Consider the following 26001-nt stretch of genomic DNA (forward strand, 5'->3'; position numbering starts at 1 on the left):
GAGTTTTATAACACCCAAGGCATTAACGATCACGCTGGTAGCTGGAACCGAACTCTTTGCGGTTGTCAGCAACGGTCACGGTGCCGGAAGTCTGAGTGGCGAAAGGCTTGACCGCCTCTTTGCTGGCGACTTTGCTGTCCAGAACGGTAGCGCTGGACGCGTCGACGATGGCGCGTTGGTTAATGTGCTCTGAGCTGGCGAATGCAGAACCCGTAGCCAGGATGGACAAGGCGAAACTAAAGGCGATGGACTTTTTCATGATGTAGATCTCCGCGTAATTGCTGGTAAGTGGTTTAAGTCGTTTCGTTGGGGCCAATCTATTCGGTTGATCCCAACATGAAAAACCACCCATGAAGATATCTAACATCACCCTCGCTGATGTCGGTAACGCGGGCGTCTAACCCGGCTGTTTCAGAGAACAGCCCGGCGTTGAACAACACCGCGGCGACTGATCCACACCGATGAAACAATCACCAGCCCGCCTAAAAACAGCTTGCCCAAGTCCTCATTCTGCCCCCAGATCAATAGATTGATCAGCAGCCCCACCGGCACATGCAGGTTATTCATCACCGCCAGTGTGGCGCCGTTGACCAGGCACGCACCTTTGTTCCACCAGTACATGCCGAGCGCGGTGGAACACAGGCCGAGGAACAGCAGTACCACCCACCGTTGAGGCGCATCCGGCAGATGCTGCGGATTGCCGAACAGCAGAAACGCCGGCAACGCCACAGCCAGGGCGCCGAGGTAGAAATAACCGAAGCGGCGGTAGTGCGGCATATCGCTGGGGTGGCGGGCGACCAGGTGTTTGTAGAGCACCTGGCCCGCCGCGTAAGTGAAGTTTGCTACCTGCAGCAACAGGAAGCCGCCGAGGAAATTCGGATCGACCCGGTCGTAACGGATGATCACCGCGCCGAGCACCGCGACCAACGCCGCCAGCAGGCCCCACGGATTGAAGCGCCGATTGAGGGCGTCCTCGATCAGCGTGACGTGGAGCGGCGTCAGGATGGTAAACAGCAGCACTTCGGGGACCGTCAGCACGCGAAAGCTCAGGTACAGGCAGACGTAGGTGACGCCGAACTGAAGCGCGCCGATCAACAGCATGCCGCGCATGAATGACGGCTCGACTCGACGCCAGCGCGTCAGCGGGATGAACACTAATCCGGCCAGGACAACCCGCAGCAGAACAGCGAAGTAGCTGTCGACGTGCCCGGCCAGATAAACGCCGATCAGGCTGAAGGAAAACGCCTGAATCAGCGTCACGAAAAGTAGATAGCCCATGGTTGCCCCTTTTTTGAAGGCGGCGACCTTAGCGGGTTGGCCACGGCGTGTCTATTGAACAGGTCGGCTGGGCCACCGTTTGCGGCGATGCCTAACCCTAAAAGAAAATCCCGATCAACCCGGCGCAGTCCTGCGGGTCGATCGGGCAATGCACTCAGGAGCGAACGAGTGCCAATGGAGTGTCGATGAACGCGAGCATCATCGGGCGGCGGGATTAACGGACGATTAAGAGACGTGTTGGATGTCACTCCAGCACGTGAGCGCTCATCACCCTGCCCTGTCAGCGGCCGGCGTCTCGATCAAAGAAGCCGACTATCGACCCGAACCCATCTAAGAATTTGTTTTATCGCCGAAGCCGAAGTACGCTCGGTCGTCGCTGAGACGTGGGTTACAGAGGCTCGCAGCTCAGGGAGATGCGCAGCTTGACGATGTCGCGGGTGAACTTGGCGGTCACTTCGGTGCTGCTCTTCGGCGCGACCTGGACCCGGCGCGTGCGTGGGGCTTCCGGCCCGTTACGGAAGACCACGCTGCACTTGGCGGGGACGTCGCCAAAGTTATTCAGGGTGATATTGCCGATGTCGTAGGCGACGTCATGACTGTTGTAGTCGACCTGCACGCCCCTGATGTCTTTCTCGACGTCGATCGGGTAGGCGAACGCGCTCAGCGGCAGCATCGCCAGCAGCACACAACAGATTCTTTTCATGGGGCAGTCTCCATTCAGGGACCGCCAGCTTAGGACAACAGGAGCGAGAGATGAAAGCGCCCCGCGTGACCCTTGATCAATGGCGCACGCTGCAAGCCGTTGTCGACCATGGCGGCTTTGCTCAGGCCGCCGAAGCGCTGCACCGCTCGCAGTCGTCGGTGAGCTACACCGTCGCCAGAATGCAGGACCAGCTTGGCGTTCCGCTGTTGCGCATCGACGGCCGCAAAGCCGTGCTGACCGAGGCCGGTGAGGTATTGCTGCGGCGCTCGCGGCAGTTGGTGAAGAACGCCAGCCAACTGGAAGACCTCGCCCACCACATGGAACAGGGCTGGGAGGCCGAGGTGCGTGTGGTGGTAGACGCCGCCTACCCGAACGCGCGACTGGTGCGGGCGCTGACAGCCTTCATGCCGCAGAGCCGCGGATGTCGGGTGCGGCTGCGTGAGGAAGTGCTGTCGGGAGTGGAGGAGGTGTTGCTGGAAGGTGTCGCCGATCTCGCCATCAGCGGGTTCAGTATTCCGGGGTATCTGGGCAATGAGATGAGCAAGGTGGAGTTCGTCGCCGTCGCCCATCCCGGGCACCCGTTGCATCAGTTGCAACGTGAGCTGAATTTCCAGGACCTCGAAAGCCAGCTGCAGGTGGTGATTCGTGACTCCGGGCGCAATCAACCGCGGGACGTCGGCTGGCTCGGCGCCGAACAGCGCTGGACGGTCGGAAGCCTGGCCACTGCGGCTGCGTTCGTCAGCAGCGGTTTGGGCTTTGCCTGGCTGCCACGGCATATCATTGAGCGGGAGATTCAGGAGGGGGTGCTGAAGATTCTGCCGCTGGATAAAGGCGGCAGTCGGCATCCGACGTTTTATCTGTATTCCAGCAAAGACAAACCGCTCGGGCCTGCGACGCAGATTCTGATTGAGCTGATTCAGAGTTTTGATACCGCACCGCTGGATGTGCCCTTCCCGGCGCCGCAGCAGATGCTTTGAATAGGCTCTATCCGGGGACAGATTAATTTACGGTGAAGCGCTGTAAATAAATCAGTCCCCTCAGTCCCAGTCCCCTCAGTCCCTAGGGAATGCATCGGGGGTCACACCGCAAATTTGAGGGTGCTCCATCCGGCCTCTTCCCGGCTGAAGCCGGTCCTACGAATGCACCGCATTACCCTGTGGGACCGGCTTTAGCCGGGAAAGCGTCAGAGATTACACCGCAGGATTGGGGGTGATTAAACCGGCCCCTTCCCGGCTAAAGCCGGTCCCACTAAAACAGGGCGCGCCACACGCCCACTGTCCAAATCCCGGCAAACGTGCTTCCCTTACGTCCTGTTTTTTCGCAGTCGACATCAATTTCAGGACTCTGCCCATGCTGAAGAAAATCGCCCTCTCCGCCGCTGCCGTGTTGTTCGCCGGCAATTTGATGGCCGCTCCGGTGCCTCACGTTGTGCTGACCACCAGCTTCGGCGATGTGGAAATCGAGCTGAACCAGGACAAGGCGCCCGTCAGCACCCAGAACTTCCTCAAGTACGTCGACAGCAGCTTCTACAACAACACCATTTTCCACCGTGTGATCCCGGGCTTCATGGCTCAGGGCGGCGGTTTTACGGCGCAGATGCAACAGAAGCCGACCAACGACCCGATCAAGAACGAAGCCGATAACGGCCTGCACAACGTGCGCGGCACCGTCGCCATGGCGCGGACCTCGGACGTGAATTCGGCCACCAGCCAGTTCTTCATCAACGTGAAGGACAACGCGATGCTCGACCACGGCGCCCGTGACTATGGCTACGCGGTATTCGGCAAAGTCGTCAAGGGCATGGACGTCGTTGACCAGATCGTCAATGCGCAAGCCGGCAACAAGGGCGGCATGCAGAACGTTCCCCTTGACCCGATCCTGATCAAGACGGCCAAGCGCGTGAACTAAGCCTGTCGCAAGCGTAAAAGCCGGGCGCCTGCCCGGCTTTTGCATTTTAAGGACAAGGCCCCTTGATTCAGCGTGAGCAATCGCGTTTCCATGTGGTCTGATCGGAAGACTGTCTCCGGGCTGCTCTCAAGCCGCTGTATCCAATCCCCATCCAAAGGAGAGCCCGCTCAAGCGTGGGCGTCATTGCCAATGCTCTATCGCCGTTTTGAACAGCTGATCGATATCTTCCGCGAAGCCCCTTCCGCCGCCCCGCCCAACACCGTCGCCTCGTTCTACCTGTATTACCTGCGTCAGGTATGGCCCAGCTTTGCCGCGCTGCTGGTGGTCGGACTGATCGGCGCGCTGATCGAAGTGTCGCTGTTCAGCTACCTCAGTCGCATCATTGATCTGGCCCAAGGCACGCCCAACCCGAATTTCTTCCGCGAACATGCGTTCGAGCTGACGTGGATGGTCATCGTCGCGCTGGTGCTGCGCCCGATCTTCGTTGCCCTGCATGACCTGCTGGTGCACCAGACCATCAGCCCCGGCATGACCAGCATGATCAACTGGCAGAACCACAGTTACGTGCTCAAGCAGAGCCTGAATTTCTTCCAGAACGACTTCGCCGGGCGCATCGCCCAACGCATCGTCCAGACCGGCAACGCGCTGCGTGATTCGGCGGTGCAGTCGGTGGACGCGTTGTGGCACGTGCTGATCTATTCGATCAGCGCGCTGGTGCTGTTCGCCGAAGCCGACTGGCGCCTGATGATTCCACTGCTGAGCTGGATCTTCGCGTTCATTCTGGCGCTGTGGTACTTCGTGCCTCGGGTGAAGGCTCGCTCGGTCATTTCCTCCGATGCGCGCTCCAAGCTGATGGGCCGCATCGTCGATGGCTACACCAACATCGCAACGCTCAAGCTGTTCGCGCACACCAACTCGGAGCAGCAGTACGCCCGCGAGGCCATCAGCGAACAAACAGAAAAGACCCAGCTGGCAGGTCGCGTGATCACTGAAATGGACACCGTGATCACCAGCCTCAACGGCATTCTGATTGTGACGACCACAGGCCTGGCATTGTGGCTGTGGACCCAGTCGTTGATATCCGTGGGCGCGATTGCGCTGGCGACCGGTCTGGCGATTCGGATCGTCAATATGTCCGGCTGGATCATGTGGGTGGTCAACGGCATTTTCGAAAACATCGGCATGGTGCAGGACGGTCTGCAGAGCATCGCGCAGCCGGTGGGCATCACCGACCGGGACGCTGCACCGAAGCTGGCGGTCAGCCGTGGCGAGGTGAAATTCGAAGACCTCAACTTCCAGTACGGCAAGGGCAAGGGCGTGATTCACGGCCTGAACCTGGATATCAAGCCGGGCGAGAAAATCGGGTTGATCGGGCCATCCGGCGCTGGTAAATCGACCTTGGTGAATCTGCTGCTTCGTCTGTATGACGTACAAGGCGGGCGGATCCTGATCGACGATCAGGACATTTCCCACGTCGCTCAGGAAAGCCTGCGTTCGCACATCGGCATGATCACCCAGGACACGTCGCTGCTGCACCGCTCCATCCGCGATAACTTGCTGTACGGAAAACCGGATGCGACCGACGCTGAATTGTGGGAAGCGATGCGCAAGGCCCGCGCCGACGAGTTCATCCCGTTGCTCACGGACTCCGAAGGCCGCACCGGGCTGGATGCCCATGTGGGCGAGCGCGGCGTGAAACTGTCCGGTGGTCAGCGTCAGCGCATCGCCATCACCCGCGTGCTGCTCAAGGACGCGCCGATCCTGATCATGGACGAAGCGACGTCAGCGCTCGATTCGGAAGTGGAAGCGGCGATTCAGGAGAGTCTGGAGACGCTGATGCAGGGCAAGACGGTGATTGCGATTGCCCACCGGCTGTCGACCATCGCGCGGATGGATCGCCTGATCGTCCTGGAAAACGGCGTGATTGCGGAAAGCGGGACCCATGGCGAACTGCTGGCCCACAAAGGCTTGTATGCGCGGCTGTGGACGCATCAGACGGGCGGGTTCGTCGGGGTGGATTGACCTGTCGCCGTCACTCAGTGGGAGCGACCCAGTCGCTCCCACTGTCTCCGCTACGCTGACACCCGCGATTCAACTACCCCTGCCGATACGGCAACGCCCCGCGCGCTTCTTCGGCGTACGCCAGAATCCCCGCCCGTTCCTGGGTCAGAAAATCCGCCACCGCCTCGCGCAATCCCGGGTGCGCCAGGTAATGCCATGAGTGGGTGATGACCGGCTCGAAGCCGCGGATCAATTTGTGCTCCCCTTGGGCGCCCGCGTCGAAGCGCTTGAAGCCGTGGGCGATCGCGTAATCCATGCCGTGATAGAAACACGTCTCGAAGTGCAATCGATCGAACTCGGCCAAACAGCCCCAGTAGCGACCGTAAAAACTGTCGCCGCCGACCAGGCTGAACGCCATCGCCACCGGGCGCGAACCCTGCCGCGCCAGGACCACACGAATCGCGTCGGGCATGCGCTCGGCAACCAGACTGAAGAACTCCCGCGTTAGGTAAGGCGTTTGCCCACGCACTTCGTAGGTATTGGAATAGCAGGCGTAGACGAAATCCCAATGCGCCTCGCTCAGTTCATGCCCTTCGAGCCAGTCGAAGTCAAAACCCTGCCCCGCCACTTGCTCGCGCTCCTTGCGCATTTGCTTACGCTTGCGTGAGCTCAAGGCATCGAGGAAATCCTGAAAATCCCGATAGCCGCGGTTCTGCCAGTGGTACTGACAGCCAATGCGCTGCAGCCAGCCGGGTTGTTCGGCGAGCAACGCATCGGCGACCGGGTCGGTGAAGTTGACGTGAACGCTGGACAGCTCCTCGCCCTGGGCATAGCCCGGCAGGCAAGCGAGCAGTTCACGGCCATCTTCGGGGGTCTTCGCCAACAGCCGGGGCCCGCTTACCGGACTGAACGGCACCGCCACCAGCAGCTTGGGGTAATAGGCCAGACCGGCGCGACGGCAAGCGTCCGCCCAGGCGTGATCGAACACGTACTCGCCGTAAGAGTGCCACTTGCGGTACGCCGGCAGCGCAGCGATGAGTCGCTCACCCTCGTAGTGCAGCAAGTGCTCGGCGCGCCAGCCGGAACGCGGCCCGAGGCTGCCGCTGTCTTCCAGCGAACTGAGAAAGGCATGGCGCAAAAACGGTGAATCGCCAGGTATCAGGGCGTCCCACTGTTCAGGCGCAAGGTCAGAAAGCTTATCCAATCGGTGTAACGACATCCCACCACTCCAGGTCGCGCCAACGTGGGCGCAGTATCACCTATTCATCTGTTCTGCACATGAAATTACTCGCGGCACCGCTCTAGCCCGCAGCTCCAACGAAATTTTCACATGTCACCCACACGACATCACTTCGCCGCCGTATCGTCATAAACGCTGGCAATACTGGCGCCAGTTTTTAGAGCCAGAGGTTCTAAGAACGCCAATTTTCTTCCGCCCGCCTTTGGTCGGCTGATCCCTGGATGATCCGGTCATCCCCTCTCAGTTACGGAGATTGATATGCGTCTTGCTTCCACGAAAACTGCGGCAGCCCTGTGTGGTGGTGTGCTGCTGGCCATGAGCGTTCCGGCCAGCGCCGCAGTCGACGCGAAACTGCTGGACATGCTCAAGGCCAATGGCTCGATTTCACCTGCCCAGTATGCCGAACTGCAAACCGAGCTGACCAAAGACCAGTTGGCTCAGCAACAGGCTCAGAAAGCCACGTCCGACCAGATCGCCGCCGCCACCACGGCCAAGTCTTCCGAACTGTCTGCCTTCGAGCAGAAAGTGGCATGGGCAGCGAAGACTCAATTCAAAGGTGACGTTCGCGTTCGGCAAGAGACGGTCAAGATCGACGACCAGAACAACAGCCAGGACAAAAACCGGCAGCGTATCCGTGTGCGTCTCGGCGCCTACAGCGAGATCAACCCGCAAGTCAGCACCGGCATCCGTATCGCCACCGGTGGTGACAACAAGGCCAACTCCACCAACGTTGACCAGAACGACTACTTCACCAAGAAAGACCTGTGGCTGGATCAGGGCTTCATCGACTACCACCCGACCGCAATCCAGAACCTGCACGTCATCGGCGGCAAGATGGCTCAGCCATGGGTCAGCGAAGGCGACGTGATCTGGGACAACGACATCAACCCTGAAGGTCTGGCCGCCACTTACAGCCTGCCGATCAACAAGGGCTTCGAGCTGTTCGGCAGCGCCGGTACCTACACCCTCAAGGACAACATCAGCGGCGAAGGTACGCAGTTCAAGAACGACCTGCGCCTGAACGCGGCTCAGTTGGGTACGCGGGTCGCCATCACCGACAACGTGAAGATGACTGTCGGCGGTTCGGTCTACAACTACGAAAACTCCAACGACTGTAATCCGGCGGCTGCCAGCACCAGCACAACGTTCTGTGGCTTGAGCATCAACGGCAACAACACCACTGACTTCCGCCTGTACGAAGGCTTCGGTCAACTGGACCTGACCGGCTTTGTCGTACCGGTCGGCCTGTACGGTCAGTACGTGGTCAACAGCGCCACCAACAGCGACGAAGACACCGCCTGGCTGGCGGGTGTAAAAACCAAGGTGTTCGGTTTCGGTCTGGACTACAACTACCGCGACACGCAGCGTAACGCTGTGGTGGGTGCTTTCACCGACTCCGATTTCGCCAACGGCACTACCGGTTCGCGCGGTCACAAGCTGGCCATTTCCTACGACATCGACAAGAACTTCGCCGTCGGCGCGACGTACTTCCTGACCAAAGCGGACTTCGCGACCTCTGCGCTGCCGCGTGATCAGGATGCCAACACGCTGCAGCTGGACGTACTGGCGAAGTTTTAAGAAAGCGAGCTGCAAGCTGCAAGCGACACGTTAAAAGCTAATAGCCTCAAGCGGCGTGCTGCTGCCGTTTGAAGCTGCTAAAAAACTCAAGCCCGCCGTTGCCCTGTCGGATCCCCATCATCCGTTCCGACAGGGCAACGCCGGGCTTTTTTGTTGCGATGCCATACGCCGAACCTGTAGGAGCGTGGCTTGTCCCGCGATCGGCTGCGCAGCAGTCGTTAAACCTCGCCACGCCATTCTTGCTGACACACCGCATTCATTGTGTTGCTGCCGCTGCGCGCCAGATCGCGGGACAAGCCACGCTCCTACGTCATCAACCGCGGTCATGCCGCGCGCATCACTTCTTGCGCAAGATCACGCTACCAATCGAATACCCCGCGCCGAACGAACTGAGTACGCCCAGCGCGCCGCTTGGCAGGTCGTCCTGGTGTTCGTGAAACGCGATCACCGAACCTGCGGAGCTGGTGTTGGCGTAGCGATCGAGGATCACCGGCGCTTCTTCGACAGTGGCGTCGCGGCCCAGCAGTTTTTTCACAATCAGGTGGTTCATGCTCAGGTTGGCCTGATGCAGCCAGAAGCGTTGCACGTCGCTGACGTTCAACTGGTTCTCGTCCAGGTGCGCGGCCACCAGTTCGGCGACCATCGGGCAGACGTCGCGGAACACCTTGCGGCCTTCCTGCACGAACAGCTTGTCCTGCTTGTCCTGCTTGTCCTGCTTGCCTTGGCCCTCTTCCGCCGTGCGATTGAGGAAACCGAAGTTGTTGCGGATGTTATTGGAGAACGTCGTCAGCAGCTTGGTGCCAACGATGTCGAACTGGTGCTGGGAGGTTGCCAGGTCAGCACGCTCGACCACTACCGCCGTGGCCGCGTCACCGAAGATGAAGTGGCTGTCACGGTCGCGGAAATTAAGGTGAGCGGTGCAGATCTCAGGGCTGATGACCAACAGCGCGCGGGCCTGGCCCAGCTTGACGCTGTTGCATGCGGTCTGGATGCCGAACGTGGCCGAGGAGCACGCCACGTTCATGTCAAAGCCGAAGCCCTCAACGCCCAGCGCCGCCTGGATTTCGATGGAGATCGCCGGATACGCGCGCTGTAGGTTGGAGCAGGCGACGATCACGCCGTCGATGTCAGCGGGAGTCTTGCCGGCACGCTGCAGGGCCTGTTTGGCCGCGGCAACGCCCATCTCGCAGAGGATCGACCACTCGTCATTGGAACGCTCGGGCAGGCGCGGCTTCATGCGCTGGGGGTCGAGAATGCCGTCCTTGTCCATCACGTAACGGCTTTTGATGCCGCTGGCTTTTTCGATGAACGCCGCGTTGGATTCCGTCAGTGCCTGAATCTCTCCCGCGTCGATCGCGGCGGCATTTTCGGCGTTGAACTGGGCAACGTAGGTGTTGAAAGACTGCACCAGCTCATCGTTGGAAATACTGTTGGCGGGGGTGAAAAGCCCGGTGCCACTGATCACGACTTCGTACACGGTCGTTCCTCTCGAGATAAAAGCAGCTCATTGACGGCAGCAGCTGAACAGCCAGCACAAGCGGGGGCGTTGGCGATCTGGGACGAAGGTCCCAATGCAACGGGGCAGCAACCCGCTTGGCGGACGACGGATGTTTTATGACGCTATGAAGTTTAGCCGCGAAGTTTGCCATAACGGCCGCCATTTCGCGCTATCGGGTAATGTAATCGGCACTGCGGGCCGAGGGGATCACCCCTCGACCTGAGTCCACTGCTTGTTCAGGCGCTTGTCCGAGATCGGCACTTTGGTGCCCAGTTGCTGCGCGAACAGCGACACGCGGTATTCCTCCAGCCACCAGCGATACACCACCAGCTCCGGGTCGCGCTTGCCTTCCTGGGCATGTTTGTCGGCACGGGCCTGGTACTGCGCCCAGAGATTGCCCAGTTCGATGCTCCAGACCCTGTCCTTCTGCGCCTGGCTACCGAGTTTTTCGAGGCGCATTTCGATGGCCTTGAGGTAACGCGGCAGTTCCTTGAGCCACACCGCCGGCGTCTCGCGGATGAAACCGGGATAGACCAGCTTGCTCAGCTGGCCTTTGATGTCGTTCAGCGCCACGGCCTGGGCCAGATCGATCTTGCCCTTGAAGCGCTTCTGCAGGCCATGCCACAGCTTGAGAATCTCCAGCGTCAGCCTTGCCAGCCGCTCCGCATGTTCGGTCAGACCGCCACGCTTGCGCTCGGCCAGTGACAGGAGGCCGGCGCCGTCTCGGGGCAACGTCGTTTCGCCCTCGAGAATGCAGCTGTCGAGACTCGCCAGCAGGATGTCTTCGATCAATGCATCGACCCTACCCAAGTCGCGGTACAGCAAGGCCAGCTCGGTCCGTCCCGGCAACTTGCTGCGCAGAAACTTGGCCGGCTCGGCCAGTTGCTGCAACAACAGCCGTTGCAGGGCTCGGCGGTGCTGGTATTCGGCCTCGGCTTGAGTCGAGAAACGCCCTTCTTTAACCGCGCCGCCCTCTTCCACCAGCGCCGGATACACCGTCATCGACAGCCCGGCGATCTTCTGCTGAGTCTTCTCGGCCACCTTTGCGAAGCCCTTGGCCTCGACCGGCTGCTGACCTTTCGCCGAGTGCGGCACTGCGAGTGCAGCCTGTCCGGCCTCGGCGAAACGGGCGGTCAGCTCATCCAGCTCACGGCCTTCACCGAGGAACTTGCCGTTGGCGTCGACCACTTCAAGGTTCATTTTCAGGTGGCTTTCCACCTGCTGCGCCGCTTCGGCCCAGGCTTCGTCGGTCACCCGCACGCCGGTCATGCGCAACAGCTCGCGGCCCAACGACTGGGGCAGCGAGCCTTCGGCGAAGACCATCCGCTGCAACGCGGCTTTGACGAAGTCCGGCACCGGCACGAAATTCTTGCGCAGCGCCTTGGGCAGGTTGCGCACCAGCGCCACGCATTTGGTTTCCAGCAGCCCTGGCACCAGCCACTCCAGGCGCTCGGCCGGTAACGACAGCAACAGCGGCGCCGGCACCCGCAGGGTCACGCCGTCACGCGGATGGTTGGGCTCGAAGTGATAGGTCAGCGACAGGGTCAGTTCGCCCAGGCGCAAAGTGTCCGGGTACTGATTGGCCGTGACCTCGCTGGCTTCACGGGCGAGCACATCTTCCTCGCGCATGATCAGCAACTGCGGGTTCTTCTGGCTCTCCATCCGGTACCAGGCGTCGAACGTCGCGGTCTGGTGAATCTCCGCCGGCAAGCGTTCGTCGTAATAGCGGTACAGGGTTTCTTCGTCGGCCAGGATGTCTCGGCGACGCGCCTTGGCTTCCAGTTCGTCGAGCTGCTCCAGCAATTTGGCATTGGCTGAGAGGCATTTGGCCCGGGACTGGATTTCGCCGCGCACCAGCCCTTCGCGTATGAAGAACTCGCGGGACACCACCGGATCGATCGGCCCGAAATGCACCGGCCGACGCCCAACCACGATAAGGCCGAACAGGGTGATCTGCTCGAAAGCCACAACCTGGCCGCGCTTCTTTTCCCAATGGGGTTCGAAGTGGTTTTTCTTGATCAGGTGCCCGGCGAGGGGTTCGATCCAGTCCGGTTCGATCTTCGCCACCATGCGTGCATACAGCTTGGTGGTCTCGACCAGCTCGGCGGCCATGATCCATTGCGGGCGCTTGCGGCCCAGCCCCGACGACGGATGCACCCAGAACCGCCGCTGACGCGCGCCCATGTAGTCGCCCTCTTCGGTCTTCTGACCGATCTGGCTGAGCAGGCCCGAGAGTACCGCCTTGTGGAATTTCGGGAAATCGGCCGGCTCTTTATTGACCGTCAGTTGCAGGTCGCGACAGATCAGGCTCAATTGACGATGGGAGTCACGCCACTCGCGCAGGCGCAAGTAATTGAGGAAATTACGGCGGCACCAGTTACGCAGAGGGCTGGCGGTCAGGGCCTGGCGCTGTTCTTCGAAACCGCGCCATAGATTGACCAGCCCGGCGAAGTCGGAGTCCTGATCTTTCCACTGCGCGTGGGCTTGGTCGGCGGCCTGCTGACGCTCCGGCGGACGCTCGCGGGGGTCCTGAATCGACATGGCGCTGGCGACAATCAACACTTCCTGCAGGCTGCCCTGCTTCGCCGCTTCGAGCAACATGCGGCCCATGCGCGGGTCCACCGGCAGGCGTGCCAGTTGCCGGCCCATCGGCGTCAGGTTGTTCTCGCGATCGACCGCTGACAGCTCCTGCAACAGGTTGAAGCCGTCGCTGATCGCCTTGCCGTCCGGCGGCTCGATGAACGGGAAATCGGTGATCTGGCCCAGCCGCAGGTGGAGCATCTGCAGGATCACCGCCGCCAGGTTGGTGCGCAGAATCTCCGGATCGGTGAATTCAGGCCGGGAGAGGAAATCCTCCTCGCTGTACAGACGCACGCACAGGCCCGGCTCGACCCGACCGCAACGGCCCTTGCGCTGGTTGGCGCTGGCCTGGGAAATTGCTTCGATGGGCAGGCGCTGCACTTTGGCGCGGTAGCTGTAGCGGCTGATGCGCGCGGTGCCGGTGTCGATGACGTAGCGGATACCCGGCACGGTCAGCGAGGTTTCGGCGACGTTGGTCGCCAGTACCACGCGACGGCCCGGGTGAGACTGGAAAATTCGTTGCTGCTCGGCCGGCGACAGGCGCGCGTACAGCGGCAGGATTTCGGTGTGCTTGAGTTGAGCCTTGCGCAGCATCTCGGCGGCGTCACGGATTTCCCGCTCGCCGGGCAGAAACACCAGCACATCGCCGGGGGACTTGCGCTCGCTGCGTTCAAAGGCGGCCAGTTCGTCCAGCGTAGCGAGAATCGCCTGATCGACGGTCAGGTCTTCCTCGATGCTGTTGCCCTCTTCGTCCTGCTGGGCGGTCATCGGCCGGTACCAGGTCTCTACCGGGAAGGTCCGGCCCGAGACTTCGATGACCGGCGCCTTGTCGAAATGCTCCGAGAAGCGTTCGAGGTCGATGGTCGCCGAGGTGATGATGACTTTCAGGTCCGGGCGACGGGGCAGCAGGGTTTTCAGATAACCGAGCAGGAAGTCGATGTTCAGGCTGCGTTCGTGGGCTTCGTCGACGATGATCGTGTCGTAGCGCTCAAGAAAGCGGTCGTGCTGGGTTTCGGCGAGCAGGATGCCGTCGGTCATCAGCTTGATCAGGGTGTTTTCGTCGCTCTGGTCTTCGAAGCGCACCTGATAACCCACCAACCCGCCCAGCGGCGTGCCGACTTCTTCGGCGACCCGGCTGCCGACGCTCCGTGCTGCGATGCGACGTGGCTGGGTGTGGCCGATCAGTCCGTGCTGCCCGCGACCGATTTCCAGACAGATTTTCGGCAGCTGAGTGGTTTTGCCCGAGCCGGTTTCGCCGGCGATGATCAACACCTGATGTTCAAGGATCGCTTTCTTGATCTCGTCGCGCTTGGCGGCGATCGGCAGGTTTTCGTCGTAGCGCAGGGTCGGCACGCTTTGCGCGCGACTCACCACACGGGCGCACGATGCCTGCACGCGCTCGACCCACTGCGCCAGTTTCGTCTCGTCCGGTTTCTTGCGCAGCTCATGCAATTGCCGGCGCAAGCGATGACGATCGCTGATCATCGCGTGGTCGAGGTTCTTGAAGAGTTGGTCGATGGAGGTCGAATCGTCGGTCATCAGGGCGCGGAATCTTTCTATCTGAATGCAGGGCGCGGATTGTCGCAGATTTGGTGGGGTGGAGGCAGGTCTGTGGCGCAAAGGCATTCACGGGCAGGGTGTAAGTCCTCGCGCGCAATGTGGAGCGCCACCCCGGTCGCTCCCACGAGGTCGTGACGGCTCCCACATGGAGGGTGTATGCCAAAAAATTGATGGCGGTCATGCGGGCCTCTTCCCGGCTGAAGCCAGTCCCACTAAGAGCAGCGCGTGCATCCAGTAAAATATGTGGCGATCACACCGGCCTCTTCCCGGCTAAAGCCAGTCCCACTAAAAGCAGCGCGTGCATTCAGTGAAATACGTGGCGATCACACCGGCCTCTTCCCGGCTAAAGCCAGTCCTACAGTGGGTGCGCAGTAAGTCTGTGGGACCGGCTTTAGCCGGGAAGCAGTTGATCCGTTTGTGATCTTCGTACGCAAAAAGTCCAGTCACTGCCAAACGCGACTTGGGTGCAGGCTGAGCGCAGGTCTCGCGCAGTGGGCCGAGCCGCATGGATGCGGCGAGAGCGCCGTCAGGACATGGATGTCCGTTCGGCGCGGGCCCACGGAGCGGGACCGGAGTGAAGGAACCCCGACGAAGTCGGGGCCCAACCAAGAGCAAAAGCCCTTGGTTACTTGGGGCTTTATCAAGTAACTCGCCGAAGGCGAAACCCGAGGCCATTAGGCCGACCACGCTGGCGGGGTCTGTTGGTGTGAGGGCTGACTCAGGCAGGCTTCTTAAGCGCCAGCTTTTTCAGTTCTTCGTCACGCAGTTCGCGGCGCAGGATCTTGCCGACGTTGGTGGTCGGCAGGGCGTCGCGGAATTCCACGCTACGCGGCACTTTATAAGCCGTGACGTTGGCACGCATGTGCTCCATGACTTGATCCTTGCTCAGGGTCGTGCCCGGTTTGCACACCACGAACAGCTTGATCGCCTCACCGGATTTCTCGTCCGGGATACCGATGGCCGCGCACTGCAGGACGCCGGGCAGGGTCGCCAGCACATCTTCCAGTTCGTTCGGGTACACGTTGAAGCCGGAGACCAGAATCATGTCTTTCTTGCGATCAACGATGCGCATGTAGCCATCCGGCTGGATGATTGCGATGTCACCGGTCTTCAACCAACCGTCGGCATCGAGCATCTCGTCGGTGGCCGCCTGATTTTGCCAGTAGCCTTTCATCACCTGCGGACCCTTGATGCACAGCTCGCCCACTTCGCCGACCGGCAGCTCTTCGCCAGCGTCATTAATGGTCTTGCACAGGGTCGAAGGCACGGGAATGCCGATGGTGCCCATCTGGATCTTCTGGAACGGGTTGACCGACGCCACCGGGCTGGTCTCGGTCATGCCGTAACCTTCGCAGATCGAGCAGCCGGTCACCTCTTTCCAGCGCTCGGCCGCCGCGGTTTGCAGAGCCATGCCGCCCGACAGGGTGAGCTTGAGGGAGGAGAAATCCAGGTGGCGGAAGTCGGCGTTATTGCACAGCGCGACGAACAGCGTGTTGAGACCAACGAAGCCGGAAAACTTCCACTTCGACAGCTCTTTCACCATCGCCGACAAATCACGGGGGTTGCTGATCAGCACGTTGTGGTTGCCGCTCAGCATCATCGCCATGCAGTGAAAGGTGAACGCATAGATGTGGTACAGCGGCAACGGCGTGATCAGAATCTCCGTGCCTTCATTGAGGTTGGCCGCCATCAGCGCCCGGCATTGCAGCATGTTGGCGATCAGGTTGCGGTGGGTGAGCATCGCGCCCTTGGCCACGCCGGTGGTGCCGCCGGTGTATTGCAGCACCGCGACGTCGTCGCCGGTCGGCGAAACATCCCGCACCGGCTGACCGTGCCCCTTGGCCAGCACGTCGTTGAATTTGACCGCCTTGGGCAGGTGAAACGGCGGAACCATCTTCTTCACGTACTTGATGACGCTGTTGACCAGCAGGCGCTTGAGGGGCGGCAGCAGGTCGGCGACTTCGGTGACGATGATGTGCTTGACGCCGGTCTTGGGCACGACCTTCTCGGCCAGGTGCGCCATGTTCGCCAGGCAAACCAGCGCCTTGGCGCCGGAGTCGTTGAATTGGTGTTCCATTTCCCGCGCGGTGTACAGCGGGTTGGTGTTGACCACGATGAGCCCGGCACGAATGGCACCGAACACCGCGACCGGGTACTGCAGCACGTTGGGCAACTGCACGGCGATGCGATCGCCCGGTTGCAGGTCGGTGTGCTGTTGCAGATACGCCGCAAAGGCACCGGACAGCGCGTACATTTCGCCGTAGGTGAGGGTCTTGCCCAGGTTGCTGAACGCAGGTTTGTTGGCGAAACGCTCGCAGGACTGTTTCAATACGGCCTGTACGTTCGGATACTGATCCGGATCGATATCGGCAGCGATACCTGTCGGATATTTATCCTTCCAGAAGTTTTCGAGCATAAAAGCCGACTCCTCAGCAACAGCGTTTCTACACACCGCTTGATGCGATGATTTCTTGTGTTTGGAATATTGTAGTAACCGCTTTTTGTTGACCGTTGGCACAAAAAGCGGGGCGAGCGTATCAGCTTTGCCAAAAGCCGCCTAGAGCCAAAAGCGGGCTCTCCAGTCACATACCTGACTCTTGAATAGGCCACGGTCACGTTTAGAGCAATGAACCTAAATGTCGGAAATATCCTACGGTGATGTTCATTTATGCGGCCCCCTCAAACCCTGCAGCCAAACACCGGGCAAAAAAAACGGCGTGATCATCACGCCGTTTTGTGGGGGTAAAGCTCAGGGGAAAGAAGCGATGCCGGATCAGGCGATATCCCGCAGCTCGCGCCGCAGGATTTTCCCCACAGGCGTCATCGGCAACGACTCACGCAGCACGATCTGCTTGGGAATCTTGTAGCCGGTGAAGTTCTCCTTGCAGTATGCCTTCAACTCCTCGCTGGTCAGCGTGGCATCCCTCGGCACCACGAACAGCTTCACAGCTTCGCCCGAACGGTCGTCCGGAACGCCGATCACCGCACAGTTCGCGACTTTCGGATGCCGCGAGACCACGTCCTCGATCTCGTTCGGGTAGACGTTGAAGCCCGAAACGATGATCAGGTCCTTCTTGCGGTCCACGATACGAATGAACCCGTCCGGGTCGATCACCGCGATGTCCCCGGTTTTCAGCCAGCCTTCGCTGTCCAGCACTTCGGCGGTGGCCTCTGGCTTGTTCCAGTAACCGAGCATGATCTGCGGCCCCTTGAGGCACAGCTCGCCGCGCTCACCCACAGGCAGCTCGGCACCGTCGTCGCTGATGACCTTCGCCGTGGTGCCCGGCACCGGCATGCCCACCGTCCCCAGCCTGGACTGAGTGCCATAGGGGTTGGCGGTGGCGACGGGAGAGGTTTCGGTCAGGCCATAGCCCTCGACGATCGGGCAGCCGGTCAATTGCAGCCAGCGCTCGGCGGTGGCTTTGACCAGCGCGGTGCCGCCGGAATTGGTCAGGCGCAACGTCGAGAAATCCAGATTCTTGAATTCGGGATGGTCCATCAGCGCCACGAACAGCGTGTTGAGGCCGAGCATTGCCGAGAACTTCCACTTCTTCAGCTCTTTGATGAAGCCGCCGATGTCCCGCGGGTTGGTGATCAGCAGGTTGTGATTGCCGCTGACCATCATGCACATGCAATTACAGGTGAACGCATAGATGTGATAAAGCGGCAGCGGCGCCACCATGATCTCGCTGCCCTGCTTGAAGATCGGCCGCCCGTCGGGCCCGTGCTGCTGCATGCAGGCATAGACCTGCTGCATGTTGGCGACCAGATTGCCGTGGGTCAGCATCGCGCCTTTCGGCGAACCGGTGGTGCCGCCGGTGTACTGCAGCACAGCGACGTCATCCAGCGCCATTGGCACCCGTTGCAGACGATCGCCCTTGCCCAGCTTGAGCACACGTTTGAACGGGATGGCTTGGGGCAAGTGGTACGCGGGCACCAGCTTCTTGACCTTTTCGACCACGGTGTTGATCAGCCAGCCTTTGGCCGCCGACTGCATGTCGCCCATCTTCACTTCGATGAGGTACTGAATATCGGTGTCCGCGAGCACTTCCTGCACGTTCTTGCCGAAGACGTTGAGATAGACCAGTGCGCGGGCGCCGGAATCCTTGAACTGGTGGCGCATCTCCCGGGCGGTGTACAGCGGATTGGTGTTGACGACGATCAGGCCGGCGCGCATGGCACCGAACACGGCGATGGGGTACTGGATGAGGTTGGGCATCTGCACGGCGATGCGGTCGCCGGGTTTGAGGTCAGTCTGCTGTTGCAGGTAACCGGCGAAGGCCGCCGATTGGCGCTCAAGCTCTGCGTAACTCAGGGTGACACCCATGTTGCTGTAGGCCGGCCGATCGGCGTACTGGCGGCAACTGCGCTCGAACACTTCGATCACCGATGTGTACGCCTGCAGGTCCACCTCAGAAAGAACGCCAGCGGGCCGCTTGTCGTTCCAGAATTCAGGTTGCATGTTGTTTTTATCCTCTTACCTGAGTGTACTGGCCCCGTGGTATTTAAACGGGCGTTTGCCGGACGTTAGCAGCTATGGCATAGAAGGCAAATAGTCGTCGCCACGTCATCACCGGTGTGAATCTTGCGGGTAACCAGCCTGCCATCCGGCTACCGCTATACACTCAAGCAAAGCGCTCGCCACTGCGTTTTTTGAGACAACTTTTTACAGGGGCCAGGAAAACGCGATGGAACACGAAGCTTTTTGGCTGGACGCTCAAGATCACAGTCGTCTCTATGTGCGGACCTGGAGGCCGATGGGCAATGCCCGGGCGGTGGTCATGCTTTCCCACGGGATGGCTGAGCACGGCGGGCGCTATGACAGACTCGGCGGGGCACTGATGCGGGCAGGCTTCGCCTTGTATGCCGCCGATCAGCGTGGCCACGGCCATTCGGCCTCCCATGGCACTGTGGGTCATTTCGCCGATCAGGACGGCTGGAACAAAGTGGTCGGCGACCTCGCCACGCTGAAAGCGTCGATTGCGGTGCGCCATCCGGGCGTGCCGGTGTTCCTGCTCGGTCACAGCATGGGCAGTTACATCGCCCAGGGGTATTTGTTGCACCACAGCGCCAGTGTGCAAGGGGCGATTCTCAGCGGCTCGAATTACCATCCGGTCGCCTTCTACCGCTCGGCGGCGCTGGTTGCTCGTTTTGAACGCTGGCGCCAAGGGCCGGCGGGTCGCAGCGCGTTGATCGAGCACCTGTCGTTCGGCTCGTTCAACAAACGATTCAAGCCCGTACGCACCTGCTATGACTGGCTCAACCGCGACCCGGCCGAGGTCGACGCGTACAGCCATGACCCGATGTGTGGCTTTCGCTGCACCAATCAGTTGTGGATGGACCTGCTTGGCGGCCTGCAACAGATCAGCAAGCGTTCGAACCTGGCGCAGATCGATTCCGGACTGCCAATCCTGATTATCGGTGGCCAATGTGATCCGGTGAGCGATGGCAAGCGTCTCACGCATCTGGCCGACGCTCTGAGCGGCACCGACCACCCGTTTGTTACGCTGAAGGTCTACCCGCAGGCGCGTCACGAGATTTTCCTGGAGATCAATCGTGAAGAGGTCACCCATGACCTGCTTGCCTGGCTTGAACAGGCGCTGCAGCAGCCAAGGCCGCGCCGCAGCGAATGACCCCGGTGGTTCATCTTTCCCAACTGTCACAGGACACCCCATGACCCAAGTCACCAACACGCCGTACGAATCCCTTGAAGTCGGCCAGACCGCCAGCTACAGCAAAACCGTCGAGGAGCGTCACATCCAGCTGTTCGCCGAGATGTCCGGCGACCGCAACCCGGTGCACCTGGACGCTGAGTTCGCGGCCAAGAGCATGTTCAAGGATCGCATCGCCCACGGCATGTTCAGCGGCGCATTGATCAGCGCGGCAGTGGCCTGTGAACTGCCTGGCCCGGGCACTATTTACCTGGGTCAGCAGATGACCTTCCAGAAGCCGGTCAAGATCGGCGACACCCTGACCGTGCGCCTGGAGATCCTCGAGAAACTGCCGAAATTCCGCGTGCGCATCGCCACTCGCGTGTTCAATCAGAACGATGAACTGGTGGTGGATGGCGAGGCCGAGATCCTTGCGCCACGCAAGCTGCAGACCGTGACCCTGGCCGATCTGCCGCCCATCACCGTGGGTTGAGCCGCCGCCAGCATCCTCCCGGCGCAGCAATCAGCACGCACAACCACCGCGCAAAAAAAATGGGCAACCGAAGTTGCCCAAAATGCCTTGCGTGCTCTTTGTATAGAAAACTCAGCGTCTGCCGCGCCGGGGTGAGTCTTTCCAGATGAACAGTCCGACGCTTGAATAAATCACCATCATCAGCCCCACCGCCATGACGCCGGCTATCACTGCGTGGTCGAGAAACATGCGCGTGCCCTCTGCTTCAGCCTTTGACAGGCGCAGAGTAACCAGAGGGGTAGCGGGAGAAATTGACTCAGGTCAATGCCGGCGTGAATCGCAAACAGCAGCCGGCAGGCGGGGGACGAACGGGAGGCGGGGTCAGCGTTTTTTCGGTTTGCTCTTGGCTTTCTTCTTGCCCTTGCCCAGCGGCATGGCCTGTTCAAACGCGCTTCGGACTTCGTTCAGCCGTTTGTCATTGAGGTCGTGAACACGCTTGGCGCGTTCGGCACTCAGGTCTACCAGTTTGTCGTCATCGCTCATGGCGTATCGCTCGTGAATACCTGTTGCCGCCAATAATGCGCAATCGCAGCGGCGCTGACCAGCGCCTCAGACCTTCAGGTCGACCCACAGGCCCTGGCGTGGCTCGTCGTCGATGATCGGGACCACCGGCACAGTGTCGTCGGCATTGAGGAAATCCCCGGGAATGGCCGGGCCTTCTTGCAGATCGGGGTGACGGTCAGCCACGCGCCGGTCGCTGCGGCGGCGTTGATGGCGGCGTTGTTCTTCGCGCAGCAGCAATTCGGCCTGCTCGCGGTCACGTTCGCCCATGTCGATATTGGTTTCGCTCGAACTCTTTTGAATCGGCGTTACCGGCGGGATGTCCGGGGTGGGTTTGACCGGGTCCAGCTGCGAAGTCACGGGGGCCGCGCTCAATGGGATCAGCGGTGGCAGCATGGTAATGGTCTCCTGTTATCAAGCTGTCGGCTGCCGTTTCGTCGACTTGAGCCGATTCAAGCGCGAGTTTCGACTATGTTTTTCGCAGCAAGTGCCCGTTCAGCCACGCCCCCCACTATATCCGGGGGTTTTTACAATGTGGCTTTGGCCTGGGCGCCTTGTTCCGTTAACATAGTCGGCTTTTTCAAGGCGGGAGTCAGGCAGCATGTCGCAGCAGTATCAACCGGGGCAACGCTGGATTAGCGACAGCGAAGCCGAGCTGGGTTTGGGCACCGTTCTGGCACAGGACGGCCGCTTGTTGACCGTGCTCTATCCGGCCACTGGCGACACGCGCCAGTATGCTTTGCGCAATGCGCCGCTGACGCGGGTGCGCTTCTCGCCGGGTGACACCATCACCCACTTCGAAAACTGGAAGATGACCGTCCGCGAAGTCGACGACGTCGAAGGCCTGCTGGTCTACCACGGCCTCAACGCGCAGAACCAGCCGGTGACCCTGCCGGAAACCCAGCTGTCGAACTTCATCCAGTTCCGCCTGGCCACCGACCGCCTGTTTGCCGGGCAGATCGACCCCCTGCCGTGGTTCTCCCTGCGCTATCACACCCTCGAACACACCAGTCGCCAGCTGCAATCCTCGCTGTGGGGCCTGGGCGGCGTGCGTGCGCAACCGATCGCGCACCAGTTGCACATCGCCCGGGAGGTCGCTGACCGTATCGCGCCGCGGGTCTTGCTGGCGGACGAAGTGGGTCTGGGTAAAACCATCGAAGCCGGTCTGGTCATCCACCGCCAGTTGCTGTCGGGCCGCGCTAACCGGGTGCTGATCCTGGTGCCGGAAAACCTGCAGCACCAGTGGCTGGTCGAAATGCGCCGCCGCTTCAACCTGCAGGTCGCGCTGTTTGATGCCGAACGCTTCATCGAAAGCGATGCCAGCAATCCGTTCGAAGACACCCAGCTGGCGCTGGTGTCACTGGAATGGCTGGTTGAAGACGAGAAGGCCCAGGACGCTTTGTTTGCGGCGGGCTGGGACCTGCTGGTGGTCGATGAGGCTCATCACCTGGTCTGGCACGAAGAAAAGGCCAGCCGCGAATACTCGTTGGTCGAGCAACTGGCCGAAGTGATTCCCGGCGTCCTGCTGCTGACGGCAACCCCTGAGCAGCTCGGTCAGGACAGCCACTTTGCCCGTCTGCGCCTGCTGGACCCAAACCGTTTTCATGACCTGCACGCCTTCCGCGCCGAGAGCGAAAACTATCGTCCGGTAGCCGAGGCCGTTCAGGAGCTGCTGGACAAAGGCACGCTATCGCCCAAGGCCAACGAGACCATCCGTGGTTTCCTCGGCGCCGAAGCCGAGGCACTGCTGACCGCTGTTGCCGCCGGCGATGCCGAAGCCAGCGCCCGTCTAATCCGTGAACTGCTTGACCGTCACGGCACAGGCCGCGTGCTGTTCCGCAACACCCGCGCCGCCGTGCAAGGGTTCCCGGAGCGCAAACTGCACCCGTACCCCCTGCCCTGCCCGGCCGAATACCTCGAGCTACCGATTGGCGAACACGCCGACCTGTACCCGGAAGTCAGCTTCCAGGCCCAAGGCGAGATCAGCGAAGAAGAACGCTGGTGGCGCTTCGATCCCCGGGTTGAATGGCTGATCGACACGCTGAAAATGCTCAAGCGCGTGAAGGTGCTGGTTATCTGCGCCCACGCCGAAACCGCGATGGACCTGGAAGACGCGCTGCGCGTGCGCTCCGGCATCCCGGCGACGGTCTTCCACGAAGGCATGAATATCCTCGAGCGTGACCGCGCGGCGGCCTACTTCGCCGACGAAGAGTTCGGCGCCCAAGTGCTGATCTGTTCGGAAATCGGCAGTGAAGGCCGCAACTTCCAGTTCTCCCATCATCTGGTGCTGTTCGATCTGCCCGCGCACCCGGACCTGCTGGAGCAGCGTATCGGTCGTCTGGACCGGATCGGCCAGAAGCACATCATCGAGCTGCACGTGCCGTACCTGGAAACCAGCCCGCAAGAGCGGCTGTTCCAGTGGTATCACGAAGCCCTCAACGCGTTCCTCAACACCTGCCCGACCGGCAATGCGCTGCAGCATACGTTCGGCCCGCGCCTGTTGCCGCAGCTCGATGGCGGTGACGAGGATGACTGGCAGGCCCTGGTGAACGAGGCCCGTAATGAGCGCGAGCGTCTGGAGAGTGAACTTCACACCGGCCGCGACCGCCTGCTGGAGCTCAATTCGGGCGGCGCGGGCGAAGGCGAAGCGCTGGTGGAAGCCATCCTTGAGCAGGACGATCAGTTCACCCTGCCGATCTACATGGAAACCCTGTTCGACGCGTTCGGCATCGACAGCGAAGACCACTCGGAGAATGCGCTGATCCTGCGGCCGAGCGAGAAGATGCTCGACGCCAGCTTCCCGCTGGGCGACGACGAAGGTGTGACCATCACCTACGACCGTAATCAGGCGCTGGCTCGCGAAGACATGCAGTTCATTACCTGGGAACACCCGATGGTGCAGGGCGGCATGGATCTGGTGCTGTCAGGCTCGATGGGCAACACCGCGGTGGCATTGATCAAGAACAAGGCGCTGAAACCCGGCACCGTGCTGCTGGAGTTGCTCTACGTCAGTGAAGTGGTCGCGCCGCGTTCGCTGCAGTTGGGCCGCTACCTGCCGCCGGCTGCACTGCGTTGCCTGCTGGATGGCAACGGCAACGACCTGTCGGGCCGTGTGTCTTTCACCACCCTGAACGGTCAGCTGGAAAGCGTGCCCCGGGCCAGCGCCAACAAGTTCATCCAGGCCCAGCGTGACGTGCTGAACCCGCAGATCAACGCCGCCGAAAGCAAGATCGCGCCCAAGCACGCTGAACGTGTGGCGGAAGCACAGCGACGTCTGGCCGCAGACACCGAAGAAGAACTGGCGCGTCTGACGGCCCTGCAAGCGGTCAACCCGACGGTCCGCGACAGCGAACTGACGGCGCTGCGTGAGCAACGTGAGCAAGGCCTGGCCATGCTGGAAAAAGCCGCGCTGCGCCTCGAAGCGATTCGGGTGCTTGTCGCCGGCTAAACCAACAAGACTCGGGCCGTAAAAGGGCCGAGCGTAAAAGGGGACTGATTTATTTACAGCGCTTCACCGTAAATAAATCTGTCCCCTTTGTGCCTATTTCGCTTGCCTAAATAAATCTGTCCCCTTTTCGCTTCAAGCCACCGACGGTTTCACCCCCCGCCCTACCGGCTCATCCGCCACCATCCCCTCGCGCATCCTTTGCGCATCGGCGCTGAAACACGTCGACGCCTTCATCAGAAACACAAACACGAAAAGCAACGCCACCGGTATCAGATACATCGCATCGTGCAGCCCCACCGCCTTGAACGGTTCGGTCATCTGCTCGACCTGCGCGGCGTACATCGCCGAGTGGGCGAAATGGTCAGACAGCAGGCCCACCACCACGGGGCCCAGCCCGCCGCCCAACAAATACAACCCGGCGAAGAACAGCGCCATGGCCGTGGCGCGGAGCCGGGGCTGCACCACGTCCTGAATGGCGGTGTAAACGCAGGTGTAGAAGTTGTAGGAAAACAGCCAACCGAGGCTGAACACCCCGACGAACACGCCGATCTCGATGCGCCCGGCGTGCAGCGCATAACCGGTACACAGCGTCGCGACCACCATGCTCAGGGCGGCAAACATCAGACGGCCGTTGCTCCAGCGCTGGTGCAGCTTGTCCGCCACCCAGCCGCCGACCGTCAGGCCGACGAGCCCGGTCACGCCGACGATCATGCCGGTCGCCATTGCCGCTTCCTGCAAAGGCAGCAAAAAGTAGCGCTGCAACATAGGCACCATGAACGAGTTGCACGCGTAGGTGGCAAAATTGAACGCCAAACCGGCGAGCACAAGCCAGCGGAAGGTAGGGATAGACAGCACGCGGCGGATCGGCCGTTCGATTTTCTCCTGGGAAATGGCCACGCTTTCAGCGGCGCCCCGGGCCGGTTCGCGAATGAAGAACATGAACACCGCCAGCACCAGCCCCGGCACCGCGGCGATGAAAAACGGCGCGCGCCAACTGCCGAACGCCTGGACCATCGCGCCGATGGTGAAGAACGCCAGCAGCAGCCCGAGTGGCAGGCCGAGCATGAAAATGCCCATGGCACGGGCCCGGCGGTGGGCCGGGAACAGGTCGCCGATCAACGAGTTGGCCGCAGGTGCATAACTGGCCTCGCCGATGCCCACCCCCATGCGCACCAGCAGAAACCCCCAGAAGCTGCCGACCAGACCGTTAACCGCTGTCAGCCCACTCCACACCGCAAGGCCCCAACCCATCAATTTGCGCCGCGAACCGTTGTCAGCCATGCGGCCCAACGGAAGCCCGGCCACGGCGTAAACCAGCGTGAAGGCGGTGCCGATGATGCCGAGTTGAAAGTCGCTCAGCGACCATTCCTTGCGGATGGGCTCGATGATGATCGCGGGAATCGTGCGGTCGAAGAAATTAAACAGGTTGGCCAGAAACAGCAGAAACAGAACGCGCCAAGCGTTCCTTGCCTGAGTTGAGTGGTCCATGGGGCGATCTCTTTCTTGTTTTAAGGCAAGGACGT

The 26001-nt window shown here is 60.9% G+C and carries 19 protein-coding genes; 7 read left to right on the forward strand and 12 right to left on the reverse strand.

Annotated features, from left to right (window positions below; all coding sequences use genetic code 11):
- Positions 1 to 22: 22 nt before the first annotated feature.
- From IFT99_RS17975 to IFT99_RS17985, 3 genes are all read right to left on the reverse strand, one after another.
- Positions 23 to 259, reverse strand: coding sequence for a hypothetical protein (locus tag IFT99_RS17975; protein WP_192134014.1), 237 nt, complete (start codon positions 257 to 259; stop codon positions 23 to 25).
- A gap of 152 nt (positions 260 to 411) precedes the next feature.
- Positions 412 to 1278: a carboxylate/amino acid/amine transporter gene (locus tag IFT99_RS17980; RefSeq protein WP_192134016.1), complete on the reverse strand. Its 867-nt coding sequence runs from the start codon at positions 1276 to 1278 to the stop codon at positions 412 to 414.
- A gap of 388 nt (positions 1279 to 1666) precedes the next feature.
- Complete coding sequence (locus IFT99_RS17985) at positions 1667 to 1981, reverse strand: 3-phosphoglycerate kinase (protein WP_192134018.1); 315 nt, start codon at positions 1979 to 1981, stop codon at positions 1667 to 1669.
- Positions 1982 to 2031: 50 nt separating this feature from the next.
- Here IFT99_RS17985 and IFT99_RS17990 point away from each other — a divergent pair, with 50 nt between their 5' ends.
- The 3 genes from IFT99_RS17990 to IFT99_RS18000 all read left to right on the forward strand — a co-directional run bounded on the left by IFT99_RS17990 (position 2032) and on the right by IFT99_RS18000 (position 5911).
- On the forward strand, positions 2032 to 2958 hold the full coding sequence (locus tag IFT99_RS17990) for a LysR family transcriptional regulator (RefSeq protein WP_192134020.1): 927 nt from the start codon (positions 2032 to 2034) through the stop codon (positions 2956 to 2958).
- Positions 2959 to 3331: 373 nt separating this feature from the next.
- The gene (locus IFT99_RS17995) at positions 3332 to 3889 is read left to right on the forward strand and encodes a peptidylprolyl isomerase (RefSeq protein ID WP_192134021.1); all 558 of its coding nucleotides are present in this window, start codon (positions 3332 to 3334) and stop codon (positions 3887 to 3889) included.
- 189 nt (positions 3890 to 4078) lie between these two features.
- Positions 4079 to 5911: an ABC transporter ATP-binding protein gene (locus IFT99_RS18000; protein ID WP_192134023.1), complete on the forward strand. Its 1833-nt coding sequence runs from the start codon at positions 4079 to 4081 to the stop codon at positions 5909 to 5911.
- 73 nt (positions 5912 to 5984) lie between these two features.
- On the opposite strand, the gene IFT99_RS18005 is transcribed toward IFT99_RS18000, so the two are convergent.
- A complete protein-coding gene (locus tag IFT99_RS18005) occupies positions 5985 to 7109 on the reverse strand; it encodes a GNAT family N-acetyltransferase (protein ID WP_192134025.1) in 1125 nt (374 codons plus the stop codon).
- Between the two features lie 279 nt (positions 7110 to 7388).
- On the opposite strand from IFT99_RS18005, the gene IFT99_RS18010 reads away from it, so the two are divergent.
- Positions 7389 to 8708, forward strand: a complete 1320-nt coding sequence (locus IFT99_RS18010; RefSeq protein WP_065992663.1) for a putative porin — start codon at positions 7389 to 7391, stop codon at positions 8706 to 8708.
- 337 nt (positions 8709 to 9045) lie between these two features.
- Here the strand turns inward: IFT99_RS18010 and IFT99_RS18015 are convergent, their stop codons facing one another.
- The 4 genes from IFT99_RS18015 to fadD2 form a co-directional block, all read right to left on the reverse strand.
- Positions 9046 to 10185, reverse strand: a complete 1140-nt coding sequence (locus IFT99_RS18015; RefSeq protein WP_192134027.1) for a beta-ketoacyl-ACP synthase III — start codon at positions 10183 to 10185, stop codon at positions 9046 to 9048.
- 228 nt (positions 10186 to 10413) lie between these two features.
- Entirely contained in the window at positions 10414 to 14325 is a 3912-nt protein-coding gene (hrpA, locus tag IFT99_RS18020) for an ATP-dependent RNA helicase HrpA (RefSeq protein ID WP_192134029.1), read from the reverse strand.
- 739 nt (positions 14326 to 15064) lie between these two features.
- Complete coding sequence (gene fadD1 / locus IFT99_RS18025) at positions 15065 to 16762, reverse strand: long-chain-fatty-acid--CoA ligase FadD1 (RefSeq protein WP_192134031.1); 1698 nt, start codon at positions 16760 to 16762, stop codon at positions 15065 to 15067.
- Between the two features lie 357 nt (positions 16763 to 17119).
- A complete protein-coding gene (fadD2, locus tag IFT99_RS18030) occupies positions 17120 to 18808 on the reverse strand; it encodes a long-chain-fatty-acid--CoA ligase FadD2 (protein ID WP_192134033.1) in 1689 nt (562 codons plus the stop codon).
- A 226-nt stretch (positions 18809 to 19034) separates the two neighbouring features.
- On the opposite strand from fadD2, the gene IFT99_RS18035 reads away from it, so the two are divergent.
- Positions 19035 to 19979 (forward strand): alpha/beta hydrolase, encoded by a 945-nt coding sequence (locus IFT99_RS18035; protein ID WP_192134035.1) that lies wholly within the window; start codon positions 19035 to 19037, stop codon positions 19977 to 19979.
- A gap of 40 nt (positions 19980 to 20019) precedes the next feature.
- Complete coding sequence (locus IFT99_RS18040; protein WP_065992646.1) at positions 20020 to 20490, forward strand: MaoC family dehydratase; 471 nt, start codon at positions 20020 to 20022, stop codon at positions 20488 to 20490.
- 111 nt (positions 20491 to 20601) lie between these two features.
- Here the strand turns inward: IFT99_RS18040 and ccoM are convergent, their stop codons facing one another.
- From ccoM to IFT99_RS18050, 3 genes are all read right to left on the reverse strand, one after another.
- On the reverse strand, positions 20602 to 20718 hold the full coding sequence (gene ccoM, locus IFT99_RS26595; RefSeq protein ID WP_296310393.1) for a cytochrome c oxidase subunit CcoM: 117 nt from the start codon (positions 20716 to 20718) through the stop codon (positions 20602 to 20604).
- Between the two features lie 132 nt (positions 20719 to 20850).
- The gene (locus IFT99_RS18045; protein WP_167355831.1) at positions 20851 to 21012 is read right to left on the reverse strand and encodes a hypothetical protein; all 162 of its coding nucleotides are present in this window, start codon (positions 21010 to 21012) and stop codon (positions 20851 to 20853) included.
- A gap of 66 nt (positions 21013 to 21078) precedes the next feature.
- Positions 21079 to 21426, reverse strand: a complete 348-nt coding sequence (locus tag IFT99_RS18050) for an aspartate-semialdehyde dehydrogenase (RefSeq protein ID WP_065992645.1) — start codon at positions 21424 to 21426, stop codon at positions 21079 to 21081.
- A 205-nt stretch (positions 21427 to 21631) separates the two neighbouring features.
- On the opposite strand from IFT99_RS18050, the gene rapA reads away from it, so the two are divergent.
- Positions 21632 to 24478: an RNA polymerase-associated protein RapA gene (gene rapA / locus IFT99_RS18055; protein ID WP_192134037.1), complete on the forward strand. Its 2847-nt coding sequence runs from the start codon at positions 21632 to 21634 to the stop codon at positions 24476 to 24478.
- A 132-nt stretch (positions 24479 to 24610) separates the two neighbouring features.
- Here the strand turns inward: rapA and IFT99_RS18060 are convergent, their stop codons facing one another.
- On the reverse strand, positions 24611 to 25966 hold the full coding sequence (locus IFT99_RS18060; protein ID WP_192134039.1) for a spinster family MFS transporter: 1356 nt from the start codon (positions 25964 to 25966) through the stop codon (positions 24611 to 24613).
- Between the last annotated feature and the right edge of the window lie 35 nt (positions 25967 to 26001).

Origin of the sequence: Pseudomonas sp. CFBP 8772, from assembly GCF_014841665.1 — a bacterium.
GTDB lineage: Bacteria > Pseudomonadota > Gammaproteobacteria > Pseudomonadales > Pseudomonadaceae > Aquipseudomonas > Aquipseudomonas graminis_B.

Excerpts from the sequence above, each read along its gene's own strand:
- IFT99_RS18000 (WP_192134023.1), top strand. The coding sequence starts at position 4,079 with ATGCTCTATCGCCGTTTTGAACAGCTGATCGATATCTTCCGCGAAGCC.
- IFT99_RS17975 (WP_192134014.1), bottom strand. The coding sequence starts at position 259 with ATGAAAAAGTCCATCGCCTTTAGTTTCGCCTTGTCCATCCTGGCTACG.
- IFT99_RS17980 (WP_192134016.1), bottom strand. The coding sequence starts at position 1,278 with ATGGGCTATCTACTTTTCGTGACGCTGATTCAGGCGTTTTCCTTCAGC.
- IFT99_RS18045 (WP_167355831.1), bottom strand. The coding sequence starts at position 21,012 with ATGAGCGATGACGACAAACTGGTAGACCTGAGTGCCGAACGCGCCAAG.
- fadD2 (WP_192134033.1), bottom strand. The coding sequence starts at position 18,808 with ATGCAACCTGAATTCTGGAACGACAAGCGGCCCGCTGGCGTTCTTTCT.
- IFT99_RS18035 (WP_192134035.1), top strand. The coding sequence starts at position 19,035 with ATGGAACACGAAGCTTTTTGGCTGGACGCTCAAGATCACAGTCGTCTC.
- hrpA (WP_192134029.1), bottom strand. The coding sequence starts at position 14,325 with ATGACCGACGATTCGACCTCCATCGACCAACTCTTCAAGAACCTCGAC.
- IFT99_RS18010 (WP_065992663.1), top strand. The coding sequence starts at position 7,389 with ATGCGTCTTGCTTCCACGAAAACTGCGGCAGCCCTGTGTGGTGGTGTG.
- IFT99_RS17985 (WP_192134018.1), bottom strand. The coding sequence starts at position 1,981 with ATGAAAAGAATCTGTTGTGTGCTGCTGGCGATGCTGCCGCTGAGCGCG.
- IFT99_RS18040 (WP_065992646.1), top strand. The coding sequence starts at position 20,020 with ATGACCCAAGTCACCAACACGCCGTACGAATCCCTTGAAGTCGGCCAG.
- IFT99_RS18050 (WP_065992645.1), bottom strand. The coding sequence starts at position 21,426 with ATGCTGCCACCGCTGATCCCATTGAGCGCGGCCCCCGTGACTTCGCAG.
- ccoM (WP_296310393.1), bottom strand. The coding sequence starts at position 20,718 with ATGTTTCTCGACCACGCAGTGATAGCCGGCGTCATGGCGGTGGGGCTG.
- fadD1 (WP_192134031.1), bottom strand. The coding sequence starts at position 16,762 with ATGCTCGAAAACTTCTGGAAGGATAAATATCCGACAGGTATCGCTGCC.
- IFT99_RS18060 (WP_192134039.1), bottom strand. The coding sequence starts at position 25,966 with ATGGACCACTCAACTCAGGCAAGGAACGCTTGGCGCGTTCTGTTTCTG.
- IFT99_RS18005 (WP_192134025.1), bottom strand. The coding sequence starts at position 7,109 with ATGTCGTTACACCGATTGGATAAGCTTTCTGACCTTGCGCCTGAACAG.
- IFT99_RS17990 (WP_192134020.1), top strand. The coding sequence starts at position 2,032 with ATGAAAGCGCCCCGCGTGACCCTTGATCAATGGCGCACGCTGCAAGCC.
- rapA (WP_192134037.1), top strand. The coding sequence starts at position 21,632 with ATGTCGCAGCAGTATCAACCGGGGCAACGCTGGATTAGCGACAGCGAA.
- IFT99_RS17995 (WP_192134021.1), top strand. The coding sequence starts at position 3,332 with ATGCTGAAGAAAATCGCCCTCTCCGCCGCTGCCGTGTTGTTCGCCGGC.